The organism is Providencia sp. PROV261, assembly GCF_028477945.1.
In the GTDB taxonomy this organism is placed as follows: Bacteria; Pseudomonadota; Gammaproteobacteria; order Enterobacterales; family Enterobacteriaceae; genus Providencia; species Providencia stuartii.
On sequence record NZ_JAMPMC010000010.1, the window covers coordinates 88403 to 105110 of the forward strand.

Below are 16708 nucleotides of genomic sequence, written 5' to 3' on the forward strand. Positions count from 1 at the left end.
GAATGGTATCACATTTTTCTCAGGTATTTAAAGTGAGTCAATGCGAGAACATCAATAAAAAGTTGCTCTATTTCTGATAGCTCGCGCCTCATCAATAATTTCATGAGCCGTTAACCCAATAGGGCCTATACCTTTTTCTATTAGTAAGTCTGCCGCTTTACCATGCAACCAAACGCCGGCTCTCACCGCTTCTTCAATGGGTAATGATTGCGCCAATAAACTGCCGATAATCCCTGATAACACATCCCCACTCCCCGCTGTAGCTAACCCACTATTACCCGTTTCATTGCGCCAAGTTTGGCCATTGGGGGCAGAAATTATTGTATGGTGACCTTTTAACACTGCCCAGCAACCAAACCGCTGGCTGAGATGTTGCGCGGCACTCAACCTATCCGCTTGTATCGCCGTGACTGTTGTTTGTAACAACCTTGCGGCTTCTTTAGGGTGCGGCGTGAGTACTGTTTGTGATGATAAGGTTTGAGATAGGGGCATCTGAGCAAGTAGATTCAGTCCATCAGCATCAATTAACACGCTTTGCTGCTGTTCAACAAATGATAATGCTCTATTTATCAATAATTGCGCATCTGAAGATACACCTAAACCACAACCAATAACCCATGCTGTTGGTGTTTCACCATTTATCACTTCATTGGCTTGGCGCAACATTAATTCGGGGGCATGCTCTATAAGTTGCAATGTGAGTGGCGATTGATTAAACCCAATAATCACTTTGCCACAGCCACTTTTGAGCGCGGCAACGCCAGCAAGTACGCAAGAGCCGGTCATTCCTGCACTACCACCAATAATATTTAGCGTTCCAAACGTGCCTTTGTGACTCTGCTCTGGTCGAGGCTTAACAAATAGAGGGAATTGCTCTGCTAGCCACTGTTTTTCTATTGAAGTTAACATCACTAATCCTTTTGATATTGCATTACGACCTTTTAATTCCTATCTGAATTCTTCATCTTAATTCATCATGTTATGGCGCAATCTATAACCTTTCTATGATATAATATTAGCAAACTCACGAATTTTTAAAGGATACTTTATTAATGAAAGCACATTTTCCAACTCAACCTGATGTGAATGAATTAGCAGCAGAAGTGACCTGTATAAAAAACCTGCTTGCACATATGCTCAAAGCAATTGGTCAAGCTGATGCAGGTAAAATTCTGATTAAAATGGAGCGTGAAATTGCATCGATGGAAGATGAAAAACAAGCTGAGACTTATCGTAATACGCTTGAACAGATCAAAGCAGGTTTTCGCCAATAGATTATTTTAACGATAAGTGCTATTTAAGGGGCTTTGTTGTTCAATTACACTTAAAACTGCACAAATAACTAAATATCCTTTATCGAAATAATTTATCTTTGCTCTCGAATTAAACCATTCTTTATTCATTTAGCTCCCCCTTCAAATCTCTATGAAGGGGGCTTTTTTTATTCTAGATTAATCTTTGACTTTTCCGTTATAAATATCTTGGCAATGTTGGATATATTTTTCCAACGTTATTTCGCCAGATGGGTCACGGTGCGCTTTTTGTTCTTCAAAAGCCCATACAGTAAAAGCCTGACCTAAATTAGCACCGGACATTCCTACTTCTTTATACATGCGGTGATAAAAACCCGTTGGAGATTGGTAAATTTCAAATTTAAAGGGAACTAAGCGCGCTGGATTTTCTACCGTCATAAACTCATTGCCAAAAACCAACGTTTTTACAAGTATGTCCATTTTATATCCTTAATATTATCTAATTCTGTTAAGGCTCATTTTCATCATTTCTTCGTTCATCATAGACCCTTCATCTACCTGACCCCAAAGAAAATCTACGAAATTCCACTTAAAGAATACACTAATTTGATCTGCATTAAATTAATTTTTGCCCATAATAAAAAACCCATGATAGATTTTTCACTACCATGGGTTTTCATCAATTTTTATGGCTAATTAGCCAACTTAACTATTTCAAATATTCGCCAGAACGTAGCGCTTCAATACGTTTATCTAATGGCGGGTGTGACAAGAAAAGTTCACTAAATGCTTTGCCACGACCATTGATACAAAACGCCATTAAACGGCCTTCTTCTTGTGGTTCATAACTGGTTTTCAAACGTTGCAGCGCAGCAATCATTTTTTCTTTACCGACCAACTTCGCTGAACCAGCATCTGCATGGAATTCACGATAACGAGAGAACCACATGGTAATAATGCTCGCTAAGATACCGAATACAATTTCTAATACCATTGAAACGGCAAAGTAAACCATTGGGTTACCGTTACTGCTTTCGCTTTCTTCATCATTGCTCGACATAAAGCCAGAAACGAATTGAGCGATGATACGGGAAATAAAGATCACAAACGTGTTCACAACACCCTGTAATAGCGTCATTGTCACCATATCGCCATTTGCGATATGACTGATCTCATGGGCAATAACCGCTTCTGCTTCATCACGGCTCATATTTTCTAGTAAACCCGTGCTAACCGCTACTAATGATGCGTCACGACGTGCTCCTGTAGCAAATGCGTTAATATCCGGCGCGTGATAAATCGCAACCTGTGGCATTTGAATACCCACTTGCTGAGCTTGGCGGCTTACCGTATTGATTAACCATTGCTCAGTTTCATTGCGGGGCGATTCAATCACTTCTCCACCAACCGATTTAAGTGCCATCCATTTTGACATTAACAGCGAAATAAACGCGCCACCAAAACCAAATAGGCCAGCCATAATCATCAGGCCTTGAACACTGCTCCCTTTAACACCTGTTAAGCTTAAAATTATCCCAAACACAAACATAACGGCTAAGTTTGTGAGTAAGAATAAGGCAATTCGCATCATCTTTTTTTGATTCCTTGGTAAAAATAAATATCACGAAGAATTTAGGGTATAAATAAGGTTTTTTCATACTTTTTCAAGTGTTTTAACACGAAAAAACCAAAAATTAACATAACTTTACACAGACTATGAAAAAGGCCAGCGATTGCTGGCCCTAATTTAATTTACTGTTTAACCAAATTATTTTTTATTTGGCAATAAATGGGTATCAGGATTAGCAAGATCAATAGCAATTTTAACTGTTTCGTCCAAATACGGGTCAGGCCCTTCGTAATCCTTAGGTAAATCATCAATTGACTTCAATAGAGGCTTACCTTCTTTTGCATTACGCTCATTGATACGTTTTAGTTTCGTTGCTTCAATTTCATTATCTTCCTTCAGACGTTGTGCATAATTTAACGAAATAAGATTTTTACTCTCTTTATTCGCTTTATAATGTGCAATGTCCTCATCGATATACTTAAACTCTGTATCTTGGCTAATACGTGCTAAGTGTTTAGTTTTTAAGTCTGATAAATCGGAAGTCACATCCCCGACCTTGCTATAATTGGCAGGCGGAATACTATCCCATGGCAATGCGTTATCTTCAAAGCTTTCCCCCGTTTCAGCAGGATCTTGCCCTGTAGGCATAACAATATCCGGTGTTACCCCTTTACGCTGAGTACTGCCACCATTAACACGGTAGAATTTTTGAATGGTGTATTGCACTGAGCCTAATGCAGGCCAATCAGGCTTCAGCATTTGGTCATAAACACGACTCAAACTTCTATGTTGTTGAACAGTCCCTTTACCAAAAGTTGGTTCGCCGACAATCAGCGCCCGACCATAATCTTGCATTGCCGCCGCAAAAATTTCAGAGGCGGAAGCACTAAAGCGGTCAACAAGAACAACTAATGGCCCTTTGTAGTAAATGACATCGTCATCATCTGCATCCTGACGCACTTGCCCATTATTGTCACGGACTTGCACAATTGGCCCTTTAGGAATAAACAAACCGGATAATGAAACGGCCTCTGTCAATGCACCACCGCCATTACCTCGCAGGTCAATAACTAGGGCAGAAACGTTATCTTTCGCGATTTTCTGTAGTTGCGTTTTAACGTCATTGGTTAAACCAACATAGAAACCCGGAATATCTAGTACGGCGACTTTTTCATTCCCGACTTTTTTAATGTTCAGTTTAACGGCACGATCTTCTAAACGAATTTGTTCACGAACGATAGTGACCACATGGGGCTTAGCCCCTTTTGTGTCAGATACCACTTCCAAACGGACCTTACTTCCTTTAGGCCCTTTGATCAGTGCGACCACATCATCGAGTCGCCAACCAACCACATCAACCATCGGCTTACCAGTTTGGCCTACACCGATAATTTTATCGCCTACTTTTAATTCTTTACTTTTTGCTGCCGGCCCACCCGCAACCAATGAATTAATCACTGTATTTTCATCGTCTTGCTGCAAGACTGCACCAATCCCTTCTAACGACAAACTCATTTCAGAATTAAACTGTTCAGTATTGCGCGGAGAAAGGTAGCTGGTATGAGGGTCGATTTCACGAGCAAAAGCATTCATGATTAATTGGAAAACATCTTCACTTTGCCCTTGCGTCAAACGTCTTAAAGCAAAGTTATAACGCTTAGTGAGTTTTTCCTTAATCTCTTTATCATCTTTGCCCGATAGCTTCAGGTTCAGCCAATCATATCTGACCTTTTGATCCCAAAGCTTATCTAATTCTTGCTTATCCTTTGGCCAAGGCATTTTACTACGATCGACTTCAATAAAGTCATTCGCATCAAAATTCATTGGTTGCTCAAGACGAGCTAATGCATATTGGAAGCGTTCAAAGCGTCTTTTCTGAGAAAGGTTGTACAGGTCATAGAACGTATCTAGTTTTCCATTTTCCAGCCATTCACCGACTTTAGCTTTATCTTTTGCATACTCATCAACATCTGACTGAAGCAAAACGTTATGACCGTAATCCAACATATTCAGATAACGATCAAAAATTTTACCGGAAAACGCTTTATCCAAATCAAATTGGCGATAATGAGAGCGGGTAAACCTAGATGTTACCCTTTCACTTACTGTGCCATGCTGAGTATCCTGTTTTAATACAGGTAACTGAGCAGCAGTGAACTGTGTCACTGCTTGAGGATTCGCAATTGCACTACCAAAAGTGGCAACACTAACGACTAATGCAATCTTTAAAAGTTTGTTCATGCCCTGATTGACCTCCGTATCAGAACTTTAAATGTTCCGCGCGCACAATCATTGCCATTCCTGTTGGCAACTGAACTCTGACACCATCTTTAGCAATTTCCAGCACAGACGCATCCATCAGACTTGTACCAACTTTCACTTTCAGAGTCTGGCCGACCTGAAGTGCGTTAATATCAGTCACTGATTTCAATTTTTGCTCTGGAGATGCTGCACCACTACGGCGCTGAGGTTTAGTCGAAGAGTTTTGTGGGCGTTCTTTATTTTCTGACTGGCGATGGCGCGGCGCTTTGTCTTTTGCTGCTGCCGGATTGCGGGTATTTTTATCACCTGATTTTTTGGCTGCTGGTCGTTTCTGCGCTTTTTGCTCTGCACGTTGCGCTTGAACTCGAGCTTTTGCCTCAGTCAATTGTTGACGAGCATGCGTAATATGCTCCGCCTCTAATTCACCACAATCATTACCATCTAAGTCAACGCGCTTAGCGCCTTCTTTAACACCGTAGAGATAACGCCAGCTAGAGGTATACATACGCAATGCCGAACGCAATTGCGTTTTGCTAATACCATCTTCTTCGGTCAAACGCCCTACGATATCTTGAAAAATTCCGACTTTTAACGGACGTGCTTCGCCTTCAGCGATAAAACAGCGTGGAAAACGCTCAGCCAAAAACGCGATAACTTCTTTACTACTATTCAACTTAGGTTGATTTTCCATGAAATTTCCTGATAACAACGATTTTGCCAACCAGCACGGGCATGAACAAGCCGACATTATAATAGCGTTGCAGACAATTGCCACGTTCCTATTAAGTTAACATACCAATATTTAATGATAATTTGGCATCGAACACATTGCCAGATGTTGACACAACTGGCTTACAAGATGTTTTAAACCAATTTCATCATTTTGATCAAAGTGATTGAAATTTGGACTATCAATATCCAGCACGCCTAAAACCTGACCATTAACTTCCAATGGAAGCACGATTTCGGCATTACTTGCCGAATCACAGGCTATATGACCAGAGAAAGCATGCACATCATCAACACGCTGAATTTTATTTTGGCTATATGCCGTACCGCAGACACCTTTGCCAAACGGTATTCTGACACAGGCTATCTTTCCTTGAAAAGGACCAAGCACTAACTCTTGTCCACTTCTTAAGTAAAAACCCACCCAGTTAATACCTTCTAGGCGCTCATACAACAACGCGCTTGTATTCGCCAAACTTGCAATTAAATCATATTCTCCTGCCAATAGTGCAGACAAACTATCTGAAAGTTCGTGATAATACTTGTTTTTATCCATAAAATTTTCTTGTAATAATTAAATGATGCAATAGAGTAAACAATTTGTGCACCCTGTAGGTTAGCAAGTTGTCACTAAGCCGTAAATTTTTTTACACTAGATTACACGCGCGGCTAACAACTCCATGAGTAAAACAATGAATCACATTAATCATAGTGACATAATTTCGCAACACTGCTGCTATTGCAATCTTAAATTATCTATTCCTTCACATGATACTCAACAGGTTGTGATATGCCCGCGTTGCCACAGTCAGCTTGACGATGGCCGTTCTTGGTCACTAAACCGCTTATTTATTCTTTCTATTACATTATTAATGTTGGCACCTATCGCATTTTGGCAGCCATTGATTTCAATCCATTTATTGGGGACACAAATCTATGCCAACGTGATCGAAGGTATTAGGCTCATCAATTCTCAAGGTGACCCATTCACTGCGAGCATTATCGCCTTCTGTGCCATCGGCGCACCTCTGCTTTTGCCGATTTCTATCGTTTATCTCTATATAGGAAGGCGTGTTCGCCTAAATCTACGCCCCGTCCTACTGATACTAAGTCGTTTAAAAGAATGGGTTATGTTGGATGTCTATCTTATTGGATTGGGGATTGCTGCAATCAAAATGCAAGATTACGCCAGCGTATTTTTGGGAAATGGTTTAATCGCTTTTATTACCATGACAGTAATTAGTCTGTTAATATTAATCCACCTAAATGTCGAACAACTTTGGCAGCTCTTCTACCCTAAAAAAGAGCAAGCTAATGACCCTCATGCTTTAACATGCCAAGCTTGCCACTATACCGGGCCTGCAAATTCACGAGGAGTCTGCCAACGCTGCCATCGCCCCTTACACTACCGCGAGCCATATAGCCTACAAAAAACATGGGCCGCACTGATTGCAGCGATGATCTTGCTTTTTCCTGCTAACTTAATGCCAATTTCCGTTGTCTATCTTAACGGGCAACGCATGGAAGACACCATTTACTCTGGTGTCGTTTCATTAATTGAATCAGGTAATTGGCCCATTGCTATCATTGTTTTTATCGCCAGTATTTTAGTGCCTTTTATTAAGATCCTGATCATGATTTTACTGTTATGCTCCATTCAACGTTGCAGTCAGACGGATCCGGTATTGAGGATGAAGTTATTAAAATTTGTGACATGGATTGGCCGTTGGTCAATGCTGGATTTATTTGTTATCGCACTCATGATGACGCTGATTAACCGTGATCAGCTAATGTCTTTTACTATGGGCCCTGCCGCATTGTTTTTCGGTATCGCTGTAATTTTAACCATACTCGCTGTCGAGTGGCTTGATAGTCGTTTAATTTGGGATTCTTATGGAAAATCAAAATCAACAAAATGAACCTGTAGAGCAAGAACAAGAGGCGATTTTACGTAAACGAGCACGTATATCACCCTTTTGGCTATTGCCTCTTGTCGCTGTGTTTATCGCAGGTTGGTTACTTTTCCAACATTGGTTGGAACAAGGTACTGAGGTGACAATTGAATTTTCCTCTGCTCCCGGTGTAGTTTCAGGTAGAACACCGATCCGCTACCAAGGTGTCGAAGTTGGATTGGTGCAATCTGTCACCGTTAGCCAAGATATGAAGAAAATTATTGTTAAGGCCAGTATCAATAAAGATATGAAGCCCGCACTCACCTCTGGCACCAAATTTTGGCTCGTCACACCTAAAGCCTCATTAGCCGGTGTTTCTGGCTTAGATGCACTTGTTGGCGGTAACTACATCGGTATGCAACCTGGGGCTGGTGAAGAGCAACACAACTTTATCGCTCAAGACTCCCCGCCACAACTACAAACCGAAGAGGGGCAATTACTCATTTATCTCACGGCTAAAGACTTAGGCTCATTGCATGAAAACTCACCGATTTATTATCGCAAAGTGCCCGTTGGTTATATTTCTGACTACACGATTTTGCCTAATGACCAAGGGGTTTCTATCGCTGCCATAATAGAAAAACGGTATACCCGATTAGTGAGAGAAAACAGTCAATTTTGGAATGTTTCAGGCTTCCAAGGCGGCTTTGATTTAAAATCTGGTGTGAATGTCAAAATGGAAAGCCTTTCTGCTGTAATCAATGGTGCTGTTGCATTTGATTCACCGACTAATAGTGCCCCAGCACAGGAAGGGCAACAATTTGTTTTGCATCCAAACAGGCATGATATTGGACAGGATGAACAGCAAAATAAAAATAGTTTAGTGGTTTCATTATGGTCTCCTGACACCTATGGCGTCGATGCCGGACAACCTATCATTTATCGTGGAATAAAAATAGGTGAAGTGTTACAGCGTAACTTACTTGATGATAAAGTTACCTTCCAAGTCGCGATTTTGGATGAGTACCGCCATCTTATCCGTAACGATACCAAGTTTGTTGCCAATAGCCGCGTTGATGTCCAACTTGGCTTAACGGGGATCCAGTTTCAAGGTGCAACGCCGCAAGAGTGGTTAGATGGTGGAGTTCATTTATTGGTTGGAAAAGGTAAAGAGCCATTGCCTGAAACGTTCCCATTATATCGAAGTGATGATAATGCTAAGGCGGGTATAACAGGTTCATCACCCACTACCACAATTACATTAAACACTAACACCCTTCCTGATATTCAGGCAGGTTCAGTAGTACTTTACCGCCAATTTACTGTCGGTGAAATAGTCTCAATTAACCCAACCAAAGACGGTTTCGCGGTTAATATTCATATTTCTAGTCAATACCGTCATCTACTAACAGATAAAAGCGTCTTTTGGGCAGAAGGCGGCGCTAAAGTCAAACTCAATAGCAGTGGATTAACCGTTCAGGCCGCTCCTCTTACACGAGCAATTAGAGGTGCCATTAGTTTTGATAATATTCCAACGGCCAAACTTGATAGTGCAAGGCAACATACCCTCTATCCAAACGAAACTGCGGCAAAAGCCATTGGGAGTGTCGTGACTTTAACCACTTTTGATGCGTCTAAATTGTCAGAAGGGATGCCGATTCGCTATTTAGGTATCGATATTGGACAAATCGATTCATTGAAATTATCGCCAAATAACCGCGAAGTGAATGCACGCGCGATCCTTTATCCAGAGTATGTGCAAGCTTTCACGAAGAGTGGCAGTCGCTTTGCTATTGTCACACCAGAGCTTTCTCCTTCTGGCGTCAATAACCTCGATACCTTGATCCAACCTTATATCAGTGCCGAGCCAGGACGAGGAAATAGAAATCGTTACCAATTTGAACTACAAACGGCCAATATTACAGACTCGCGTTACTTAGATGGCTTAACAATTATATTAGATGCCACCGAAGTTGGCTCTATTCAGGTTGGAACCCCTCTTCTCTTTAGGGGAATGGAAATTGGTACAGTTACTGGTTTATATTTGGGAGAGCTTTCCGACCGCGTATATGTTGCGACTCGAATTGGTAAAGAGTTCCAATACCTGATCCGCGACAATACCCAATTTTGGATCTCTTCAGGTTATAACCTCTCCTTTGGCCTCACAGGCGGCATGATCAAGAGTGGCACCTTCAAGCAGTTTGTTCGGGGAGGTATCTCCTTGGCGACCCCACCAACGGTGCCTCTCGCGCCGAAAGCGAAGCCAGATCAGCATTTCATTCTAAAATTAGAACCTCCTAAAGACTGGTTAGAATGGGGAACATCCATCCCTAAACAGTAATCACTAGAAAGGTGCATATTTTAACAATATTGCACCTTTCTTTTAACTTGCCCTTAAAAAACATTTTGGAAATCGATTCCATTTGTACTATGCTTAATTTTGTTGAGTCGTAACGCCACAGCTACACATTAATCGAGAGGTAACATTATGCGCATAGTTAATTTGAAAATATCTTCCTATGAAATCAATGACGCCATCATGTCAGATCATAAAAGTGATACCCTCAGTATACCTTGTGACTCTGATACTGAGTTTTGTATGCAATTAGATGGTTGGGATGAAAATACCAGTATTCCTGCACTCATCAATGAGAAACCCGTTCTGTTATACCGTCATCGTTATGACAAAGATAATCATCATTGGGTGATGAGAGTGGCTTAATTGATGAAATCACTATTAGGTGGGCTACAAACAACAGGCAAAAAAAGAGGCCTGGTAGATTCCGATTACCGGGCCTTGGGAAATGGCTCTGGCAGAGCCGTGCGCTAAAAATTGCCATTGAGACGTAACAAAGTACAATTTAATACTAGCTTGCTAAACGCACTCTTACCATACTAATTATCAATTATTTTACATATTATTAACACAATTTATTTCTTAATATTCCAATATCGAGCTATTTGATTGATAGGTACACCCTATATCAATGATAAGTACAACCTTTCAACTTTTTGTTGATAATAAAAAATGCCACAAGTTATAAGCATAATCGCCTATAACCTATGGCATTGTTCTTCTTTAATAAAGATGAGGTTACGAGTTGTTACACAGCTTCTTCGCCGCTAATTTGAGTGGTTCTACGCGCTCTTCCGCACTTTTTTCCGTCTCAATTGGCTTTAATAAAATATCGATCGGCTGTGCTTTGATCTCTTTTTTCTCCATTTGAGCCTGTGCCACATCATTGAGTGGGTACTGCATGAGTGTGGCAGGGTTGATAACAATCAGTGCACCATTACTTCTACATTCCAGCATCACTTCTTCTCGGGTAAATGGCCAATCATCACCAAACTGCTTTTTACTTACTGTCTCAATGGGTGCCGCAGCCACCGTAAAGCTAGTACTTGCCAGTAATACAGAACACAGCGCTAATTTCAGTTTCATACAACTTACCTTGTTAAAACATCAAGTTCACTATCAGGTGATTATACAGGTTGATAGGTCGCAAAAATAGCAACGGCTAAAATTGCCGTAGTACCTAACAGTAGCTCAATCCAACTATTAATAATCAAATACTGTAACCGCCCTTTTCTTTTAATATTCGGGACCAGTATATAGCGGTTCACTAAGGCTAAAATGACCATTAGTGCAACTAAGCTGATTTTTAACCAAAGCCACGATTGGTATTCTGAACCGGTATAATTAAACGGCCAATTTGGCAGTAATGTCATCGAGCTGATTATGCCTGTCACCACAACAATAACGACAGCAACGTGCCCTACACGAGAAAAACGGATCAAACTAGCAAAAATTTGCTTATCTAAGCCTGGCGCTAATTCTTTTTTATCTCGCAAGAACTGAATGCAAATCAAAAACGGCCATAATCCGCCAAACCAATAGGCTGAACTTATAAGATGAAGAAATTGATTTAAACGGTTTAACTCCCCAATGACACCACCATACATCGCGGCATGGCCAATCAAGGCATGTAAACCGAGGAGCACAATAGAAAGTAGTAATAACAGATAAAGCCGGATATTTTGTGAACGGATAAAAATCACACCTAATGTGATGACAGCAAACACCAATTCCCAACGCCAAACCAGCCCAAACGTTGTGCCAAATACACTTGACCAAATATCAAAGTCTAGTGCTTCTTCCCAGCCATCCCCCATCAGCCCAGCTTGGGCAGCCATCCAGCCAAAGGCTGTAACCACGGTGACTACTGCACTAAAGATAATCGCTCGATTAAGATAGCGACGAAGGATTTGACTAAAAGCACCCACACTTAATATCGCTGCGAATATTGACATTCCACACATCAACATCGCAGCAATAAAATGGGAAAAGCGTATAACTGTATAAAATGCCTCTAAAGACATGATTATTTCACAGTAAAGCTATATTCGCCTTTCGTTTTATGACCATCAACGGATACCACACTCCAATTTACATCATACTTTCCTGCTTCTAATTTGCTTTCAATTGGAATGATAACCTTGGTGTCATTGTTTGAATCTAACGCAGGCTTGCCTGTTTTCACGACGCTGTCATTAGGCCCCGTCACTTTCACTTTTGCAAAATTAATCTCAATACCTTCAGAGAAATTAAGGGTGATTGATTCAGGAGCCTTTTCAACCGCCGCACCTTCTGCTGGTAGTTGATCTTTTAAGTGCGCATGAGCGAATGCCTGTTGAAATGACATACCTAAAAATAGGACTGCAACAGCACTCAATTTACGCCAAGATGATTTGATTTGATAGATTGCCATAATTAGTAACCCCTTAATTTGCAGGTGAATTTGGATTATTTAGCAATCATTATACGAAAGAAACAAGCTTTCGCTGCCAAAAAATGAATTTGGCTGTTGAAGATGTGATTATCAACACAAAATGAAAAGAAAAAGGCTCATGAGCATTGAAATTAATCACTACAAATCATGAACCTATTGATGTTTTATATTAAACGTGGGCGGATGTAGACATATTTTTTAAATCTTTATCCAATAGGAATAGCGCTTTGCCACTTTCACCGACCATATCCAATTTGTCTAAGATTGATTTGAACAATTTCTCTTCTTCGTGTTGTTCAGCAACATACCACTGTAAGAAGTTAAATGTGGAATAATCTTGGGTAGTGATGGCTAAATGAGCCAGTTTATTAATTTCCGCAGTAATTTGTTGCTCGTGCTGATAAGTCAACGTAAATACATCACCGATTGATTTAAAATCAACAGGAGGCGCGGCGATTTGACCTAATTTTGGCAGTGCACCAGTATCGCTAAGATAGTCAAATAAACGCTGCATATGCTCCATTTCTTCTTGAGAATGTGCTTTTAAAAATGCCGCAGCACCTTCAAAACCTTTATCGCTACACCATGCGCTCATCTGTAAATATAAATTCGCAGAATAAAACTCGAGGTTTAACTGCTCATTTAATTTATTGATCATGTCATTCGTTAACATATTTTCTTTCCTTAGTTATCAAGATTAATGCTTTTATTATGCACATTCTAAAAATAATTAAAACCCTAAAACAATAATAAAACAAAAAAATACAATTTACTGATAATTAATAACTTTTTGTAAAATTAATAATAATCAATCTCATTATCCTTAGTGGTATTTACCTGTGTTTTAATGAAAAAAATTATCATTGTTATTTAATAAAATAATACATTCTCATTATAATCAATAGTTGAGTTATTAAATATAATCTTACGTGAAAATGATTATTTCCCTCAATCAATTCAAAATATTATTTCCCTATATTTACGCCATAAGTAACGAGGCAGCTAGTGATTTTTTCCGATAAATTGCTACACTACCCCCTCTACATTGAAGTGATTGAGAGTGGATATGAGTCATAACCTTGCATTGTTACCCAAAGACGAAATGGATAAAGTCAATGTTGACCTACAAGCCTCGGGGGTTGCCTTTAAAGAGCGCTATAATGTTGCCGTGATCGCAGAAGCTGTCGAGCAGGAGCAACCTGAGCACCTTAGAGCCTATTTTCGTGAACGGTTAGCCCACTACCGCCAGCTTTCACAACATTTTTCTCGTCTACCCTACGAGCCCAAAAATCGCTAAATATGATTTTTAGGCACGAATAACTAAAAAGGAGAAGCATCACTTCTCCTTTTTAGGACATCGCTACAAATCGAGATAGATTATTTTACAGAGTGATATGTAATAGTGGATTTTTCACAATCAACAGTCACATTATATTGCAGATCTTGCTTAGAGCCTCTGACTGTTAATGGCACTTGGTAACCCGTCTCTGTTTTCGTCACATCTTGATTATTAACCCATGCGACGGCTTTTTTACCAACTAATGCCTTTTCTTCTGCCCAACGTGGCAAGCGATTATTCATAAAATCGTTTTTAACTTGTGCAGCAATTTGAGGCTCTGCCAATTTTCCACAACTAATAAACGGAGCCGCTTTACCTTCTTCTTGGTTGGCGCTGAATGCAATCGAACTAAATAACAGTGCGCAGCCACCTAAAGCAAAACCAATTTTCTTACCAGCCTTCATGCTTCCTCCGATCCCTATAAAAATGTTGGGTAACAAATTATATCAGTGACCATAGTTAATTTTATACGACATTTATCTAATATAACTAAAATAGTAGAAATAATTATAAACTGCCAGAATGGTATGACTTAACTAATATGTATCAGATTTTAGCATAAATGTTAATAGTTTGTTTTGTTAACGTTCATTTTCTTCATCAAAACGTACTTGGATCTGCTCTTTATCTTTGTATCTTTCACGGATTTCCTGTGCAACGAGCGCAATCGCTTCTCCGCTACTCATCCCATCAGCCATTAATTGGTGGATACGTTCAACCGCTTCTTGCTGTTGTTGATGATTAAGCGCTGGCATACCTGAAAACATGTCAAAACCCCTTCTTAACTGGTTAGTTTTAAATCGTGCGGAGAGAAAATAAAAAATTTTAGCTTAATTTTAACAGCTCTTGGCTTCTTAAGATAAGATATATGCTAATCTGGTTATCAGTTCTTTTTTATCGACTTAGCGTTTAGTATATACAAATGGTTATCAATAAAATACAACTCCCCTATTATCCTGATGTTGCTATTGACTATTTTACGCCACTAGCCCATCAACCTTGGTCAATGCTGCTCCATTCAGGCAATGCCGAGCATTCGCATAACAGATACGATATTGTTGTGGCTGATCCTATTGCAACGCTAACCACTATTGGCGATAAAACGACGATCACCCACCCGCATTCGGTTGAGAGTTCAGACGCAGACCCATTTAACCTCCTTCAACAAACTATTGAACACTACGCCCCTGACCATGCTAGTGATGATACGCTTCCTTTCACTGGCGGTGCTCTCGGTATTTGGAGCTACGATTTAGGTCGTCGTATCGAAAAAATGCCACACATAGCGACTACGGATTTATCGTTTCCAGATATGGCCGTTGGGATATATCAATGGGCGTTGATTGTCGATAATCAAGAAAAAACGGTCACCTTATTCAGTTATTCTGATACCAATAAACGCCTTGATTGGTTGAAGAAACAAAAAGCTTCACGTAAAACCAAGTTCGCCCTTACCAGTTCATGGCATTCAAATATGTCACAAGAGCAGTATCACGAGAAAATCGGCCAAATACATGAATACTTGCGTAGCGGTGATTGCTATCAAATAAATCTAGCGCAGCGTTTTCAAGCAAAATATAAGGGTAATGAATGGGATGCATTTTTATTATTAACCCGAGCAAATCGCGCCCCTTTCTCTTCTTTCATTCGTCTTCCTAATAATGCGGTGATCAGCATCTCGCCTGAACGCTTTATTCAGTTACAAGATGGTGAGATACAAACACGTCCAATCAAAGGCACACTACCTCGTTTAGAGGATGAACACGCCGATGCCATGCAAGTCGAAAAATTGGCGAATTCCCCTAAAGATCGTGCTGAAAACTTGATGATTGTCGATTTACTCCGTAATGATATTGGTCGAGTTGCACAACCAGGAACAGTCAAGGTCCCTGAATTATTCGCTGTCGAAGCCTTCCCAGCGGTTTATCACTTAGTTAGCACAATTACTGCAACACTTGATAAACCCTATACGGCAACAGATCTTCTGCGTGCAAGTTTCCCGGGAGGCTCAATTACTGGTGCCCCTAAAATTCGGGCGATGCAAATCATTGAAGAGCTTGAACCTCATCGTCGTCATGGCTATTGTGGCGCTATAGGCTATATTAGTTTTTGTGGCAAAATGGATACCAACATTACCATCCGTACACTGTTAACAGATAAAAAACGGATTTTTTGCTGGGCTGGCGGTGGTATTGTGGCAGATAGCCAAGCGGATAAAGAGTATCAAGAAACCTTTGATAAGTTACGGCTGATATTACCCGTGTTAGGAGAAGTAGAGCACGATGACCAAACTGAATGAGTTTATAAACCGCTTTCAGTTTACCCTGCCAGTGACTCGCCGAACTCAACGGACGGCGAGCAAATCTGCTGCCGTTCTTCTGCCTATTATCAATAAAACCACTCCCACATTATTATTAACGCAGCGTTCCCCTTTTTTGCGTTCGCATGCCGGACAAGTGGCTTTCCCAGGAGGGGCACGTGACCCTGAAGATGGCTCTCTAGTGACTACCGCGCTGCGAGAAGCCTATGAAGAAGTGGCTATTCCCCCAGAGAAAGTCCAAGTACTTGGGCAACTCTCGCCACAACAAAGTATTGGCGGTTACGAAGTCACCCCAATCGTCGGCCTGCTCCCCGAAGGCATTAATTATCGCCCTAATCCTAGTGAAGTCGCCTCTGTATTCGAGGTTCCGCTATTTGATGCGCTGTCACTGAATCAACATAAATATGTTGATATCAAACGTGCTGGTCAAAGTAACCGTATTTTCTTCTATTGGCATAACGGACATCTCGTTTGGGGTCTCACTGCCGCCATCCTTCATCAGCTAGCTCTGCAACTCAAGTAGTCATTTTGTGCCGTAATTGAATACATTTTG

The 16708-nt window shown here is 40.6% G+C and carries 20 protein-coding genes; 7 read left to right on the forward strand and 13 right to left on the reverse strand.

The features are described 5' to 3' along the window. Positions 1-51 precede the first annotated feature (51 nt). On the reverse strand, positions 52-909 hold the full coding sequence (locus tag PR675_RS06300; protein ID WP_060561055.1) for an NAD(P)H-hydrate dehydratase: 858 nt from the start codon (positions 907-909) through the stop codon (positions 52-54). 143 nt (positions 910-1052) lie between these two features. On the opposite strand from PR675_RS06300, the gene PR675_RS06305 reads away from it, so the two are divergent. Next, positions 1053-1274, forward strand: coding sequence for a DUF2594 family protein (locus PR675_RS06305; protein ID WP_014656083.1), 222 nt, complete (start codon positions 1053-1055; stop codon positions 1272-1274). 6 nt (positions 1275-1280) lie between these two features. Here PR675_RS06305 and PR675_RS06310 read toward each other — a convergent pair whose 3' ends face one another. The 6 genes from PR675_RS06310 to PR675_RS06335 form a co-directional block, all read right to left on the reverse strand. Next, positions 1281-1403 (reverse strand): hypothetical protein, encoded by a 123-nt coding sequence (locus tag PR675_RS06310; protein WP_004920387.1) that lies wholly within the window; start codon positions 1401-1403, stop codon positions 1281-1283. Between the two features lie 48 nt (positions 1404-1451). Then, positions 1452-1733, reverse strand: a complete 282-nt coding sequence (locus PR675_RS06315; protein ID WP_004920390.1) for a hypothetical protein — start codon at positions 1731-1733, stop codon at positions 1452-1454. Positions 1734-1962: 229 nt separating this feature from the next. Further along, positions 1963-2844: a protease HtpX gene (gene htpX, locus PR675_RS06320; RefSeq protein WP_004920393.1), complete on the reverse strand. Its 882-nt coding sequence runs from the start codon at positions 2842-2844 to the stop codon at positions 1963-1965. A 177-nt stretch (positions 2845-3021) separates the two neighbouring features. Then, on the reverse strand, positions 3022-5064 hold the full coding sequence (prc, locus tag PR675_RS06325; protein ID WP_004920397.1) for a carboxy terminal-processing peptidase: 2043 nt from the start codon (positions 5062-5064) through the stop codon (positions 3022-3024). 19 nt (positions 5065-5083) lie between these two features. Further along, on the reverse strand, positions 5084-5776 hold the full coding sequence (proQ, locus tag PR675_RS06330; protein WP_004920399.1) for an RNA chaperone ProQ: 693 nt from the start codon (positions 5774-5776) through the stop codon (positions 5084-5086). Positions 5777-5887: 111 nt separating this feature from the next. Beyond that, on the reverse strand, positions 5888-6370 hold the full coding sequence (locus tag PR675_RS06335; protein ID WP_004920404.1) for a GAF domain-containing protein: 483 nt from the start codon (positions 6368-6370) through the stop codon (positions 5888-5890). 136 nt (positions 6371-6506) lie between these two features. On the opposite strand from PR675_RS06335, the gene yebS reads away from it, so the two are divergent. From yebS to PR675_RS06350, 3 genes are all read left to right on the forward strand, one after another. Beyond that, positions 6507-7733: a membrane integrity lipid transport subunit YebS gene (yebS, locus tag PR675_RS06340; RefSeq protein ID WP_014656085.1), complete on the forward strand. Its 1227-nt coding sequence runs from the start codon at positions 6507-6509 to the stop codon at positions 7731-7733. Further along, positions 7708-10047, forward strand: a complete 2340-nt coding sequence (locus PR675_RS06345; protein ID WP_053109989.1) for an MlaD family protein — start codon at positions 7708-7710, stop codon at positions 10045-10047. Before yebS ends, PR675_RS06345 begins: the two co-directional genes overlap by 26 nt. Positions 10048-10194: 147 nt before the next feature. Next, complete coding sequence (locus tag PR675_RS06350; protein WP_004920410.1) at positions 10195-10428, forward strand: DUF1480 family protein; 234 nt, start codon at positions 10195-10197, stop codon at positions 10426-10428. Between the two features lie 372 nt (positions 10429-10800). Here the strand turns inward: PR675_RS06350 and PR675_RS06355 are convergent, their stop codons facing one another. The 4 genes from PR675_RS06355 to ftnA form a co-directional block, all read right to left on the reverse strand. After that, on the reverse strand, positions 10801-11148 hold the full coding sequence (locus PR675_RS06355) for a DUF2511 domain-containing protein (RefSeq protein ID WP_004920411.1): 348 nt from the start codon (positions 11146-11148) through the stop codon (positions 10801-10803). A 41-nt stretch (positions 11149-11189) separates the two neighbouring features. Beyond that, positions 11190-12086 carry a copper homeostasis membrane protein CopD gene (gene copD, locus PR675_RS06360; protein WP_060561056.1) on the reverse strand — a complete coding sequence of 299 codons (897 nt, stop codon included), beginning with the start codon at positions 12084-12086 and terminating at the stop codon, positions 11190-11192. Positions 12087-12088: 2 nt separating this feature from the next. Beyond that, positions 12089-12475, reverse strand: a complete 387-nt coding sequence (gene copC, locus PR675_RS06365; protein ID WP_004920415.1) for a copper homeostasis periplasmic binding protein CopC — start codon at positions 12473-12475, stop codon at positions 12089-12091. Positions 12476-12665: 190 nt separating this feature from the next. Further along, the gene (gene ftnA / locus PR675_RS06370; protein ID WP_004920416.1) at positions 12666-13169 is read right to left on the reverse strand and encodes a non-heme ferritin; all 504 of its coding nucleotides are present in this window, start codon (positions 13167-13169) and stop codon (positions 12666-12668) included. Between the two features lie 393 nt (positions 13170-13562). On the opposite strand from ftnA, the gene PR675_RS06375 reads away from it, so the two are divergent. Next, complete coding sequence (locus PR675_RS06375; RefSeq protein WP_014656087.1) at positions 13563-13793, forward strand: DNA polymerase III subunit theta; 231 nt, start codon at positions 13563-13565, stop codon at positions 13791-13793. 80 nt (positions 13794-13873) lie between these two features. Here the strand turns inward: PR675_RS06375 and yebF are convergent, their stop codons facing one another. Together yebF and PR675_RS06385 are read right to left on the reverse strand one after the other, a co-directional pair. Further along, complete coding sequence (yebF, locus tag PR675_RS06380; protein ID WP_004920419.1) at positions 13874-14239, reverse strand: protein YebF; 366 nt, start codon at positions 14237-14239, stop codon at positions 13874-13876. 177 nt (positions 14240-14416) lie between these two features. After that, positions 14417-14602 (reverse strand): YoaH family protein, encoded by a 186-nt coding sequence (locus PR675_RS06385; RefSeq protein WP_004920422.1) that lies wholly within the window; start codon positions 14600-14602, stop codon positions 14417-14419. Between the two features lie 155 nt (positions 14603-14757). Between PR675_RS06385 and pabB the strand changes: the two genes are divergently transcribed. Both pabB and PR675_RS06395 read left to right on the forward strand, forming a co-directional pair. Further along, positions 14758-16134 (forward strand): aminodeoxychorismate synthase component 1, encoded by a 1377-nt coding sequence (gene pabB, locus PR675_RS06390; RefSeq protein WP_014656088.1) that lies wholly within the window; start codon positions 14758-14760, stop codon positions 16132-16134. Continuing rightward, positions 16118-16678 carry a CoA pyrophosphatase gene (locus tag PR675_RS06395; protein ID WP_004920428.1) on the forward strand — a complete coding sequence of 187 codons (561 nt, stop codon included), beginning with the start codon at positions 16118-16120 and terminating at the stop codon, positions 16676-16678. The genes pabB and PR675_RS06395 overlap by 17 nt, the downstream gene beginning before the upstream one ends. The last annotated feature ends 30 nt before the right edge of the window (positions 16679-16708 follow it).